Source organism: Streptomyces tricolor (assembly GCF_002155905.1).
Classification (GTDB): Bacteria; Actinomycetota; Actinomycetes; order Streptomycetales; family Streptomycetaceae; genus Streptomyces; species Streptomyces tricolor.
In genome coordinates, this window is the sequence record NZ_MUMF01000281.1 from 1 (window position 1) to 1,679 (window position 1,679).

1 pseudogene is annotated in these 1,679 nt (G+C 79.3%); it reads right to left on the minus strand.

The window, feature by feature from the left end:
- Nucleotides 1-1,590: pseudogene (locus CCN44_RS20760) on the minus strand (hypothetical protein); the annotation flags it as partial.
- Between the last annotated feature and the right edge of the window lie 89 nt (nt 1,591-1,679).

The window sequence follows — 1,679 nt, forward strand, 5'->3', positions numbered from 1 at the left end:
GCCGGGGTGCTCGTGGCGGATCCGCCGGCGTTCGGCGCGGGCGAGCCGCGCGGTGCGCAGCGCGAGCCCGGCGGTCAGCAGGAGCAGGACGGCGAGGAGCGGCGGGATGGCGGACGCCTGCCAGGTCAGCAGGACGGGCGGCCCGGCGAGCAGGGCGCGGGTGCCGTCCAGCCAGTCGGCGACCCGCTGCGCGACCCCGCCGGAGATCACTCCGCCCAGCGCGCAGGCGAGCAGCGCCACGGCGGGCCCGCCGAGGCCGCGCATCCCGGCGCGCGGGTCGGGGCGGCGCCGGTACAGGTCCCGGGCCACGGCGGCCAGGGCGACGACGATCAGCCCCTGGGCCAGCATCAGGGCGCCGAAGGCCGGGTCGCCGGGCAGCCGGCCGGCGGACCGCCAGCCGGGCCGGGACCAGCCGGCGTAGAGCAGGCCGAGCAGCAGCAGGGCGAGCGCGGCGAGCGGCAGCGCGCGGACGAGGTGCCGGTCGAGCCGCTGGTCGAGCCGGTTCTCGCTGCGGCCCCGGCGGCAGACCACGGCCACCACCGCCGCCCCGCAGCCGAGCAGGGCCGCGGGCAGCAGCCAGCCGAGCAGGTCCAGTGCCTGGGGGCCGCCGGGCCGGTGGTCGAAGCGGGCCGCGGGGATGGTGACGGCGGCGGCCACGGTGAGCAGGCCCGCCGCGGTGTGCGCCGCGCGCAGCCGGGCGACCAGACGACGCCCGTACCAGAAGCCGGGCCGGACCAGCGCACTGCCGTGCGCGTCCCGCTCGGGGTCCTGGGCGTCGGGCTCCGGGCCGCGGGCGTCCCGCTCAGGATCGCCGTCGCGCTCCACGCCGTGGGCGCCTGGCTCCGGGGACAGCGGCTGGTAGGACTCGTACGCGCGCCACGTGCGGTGGGAGAGGTACCAGAGGAGGCCGGTCAGCGCGACCGGCAGGACCGCGGCCAGGGCGAGCCGGCGTCCGGGGGCGCTCCACCAGCCGCCGGACCCGGCCGGAGCGCCGGGGGCCGCGGGCTCCAGGAACCACAGCCAGGAGTGGCGGCGGACGCAGGCGCGGGCGCCGGCGCACTGCCAGGCGATCAGGTCGAGGGCCACCTCGCAGGCCGCGGCCACCAGCAGCACGGTCAGGGTGAGGGCGGCCAGGCGCACCAGGAGGCCGTAGAGCCGTACGGTGCGCGGCCGGGCCGGTGCGGCGGGGCGCATCCAGTGGGCGAGGTTGACCACCATGAACGGCAGCAGCAACAGCCACAGGGCGCGGCTGCCGTCGCCGGAGGTGAGGTTGCACCAGACGTACGCCTCCCGGACCGGTCCGCCGCGCGGGTCCCGGCCGCCCGGCGCGGCCTCGGTGTCCTCGGCGCGCCGGAAGACGGCGGCGGTGTCGTCGCCGGTGACCCGTACGGTGCGCGGGTCGCCGAGCATCCTCTCCGGCGTGGTGCCGCCGACCCCGTGCACCAGCAGTTCCAGATCGGTCTCCGGCGCCGCGGGCCGGTCGGCGCCTCCACCGGGCGGGTCCACGGACCCACCGGGCCGGGCCACGACCCCACCGGGCCGCTCCACGTGCGCACCGCTCCGGTCCACGCGCTCACCGGGCCGGTCCACGGGCTCACCTGGCCGGTCAACGTGCACACCGGGCCGGTCCACGCGCTCACCTGGCCGTCCCGGGTACTGCCCGGGACGAGCCCGGCGCG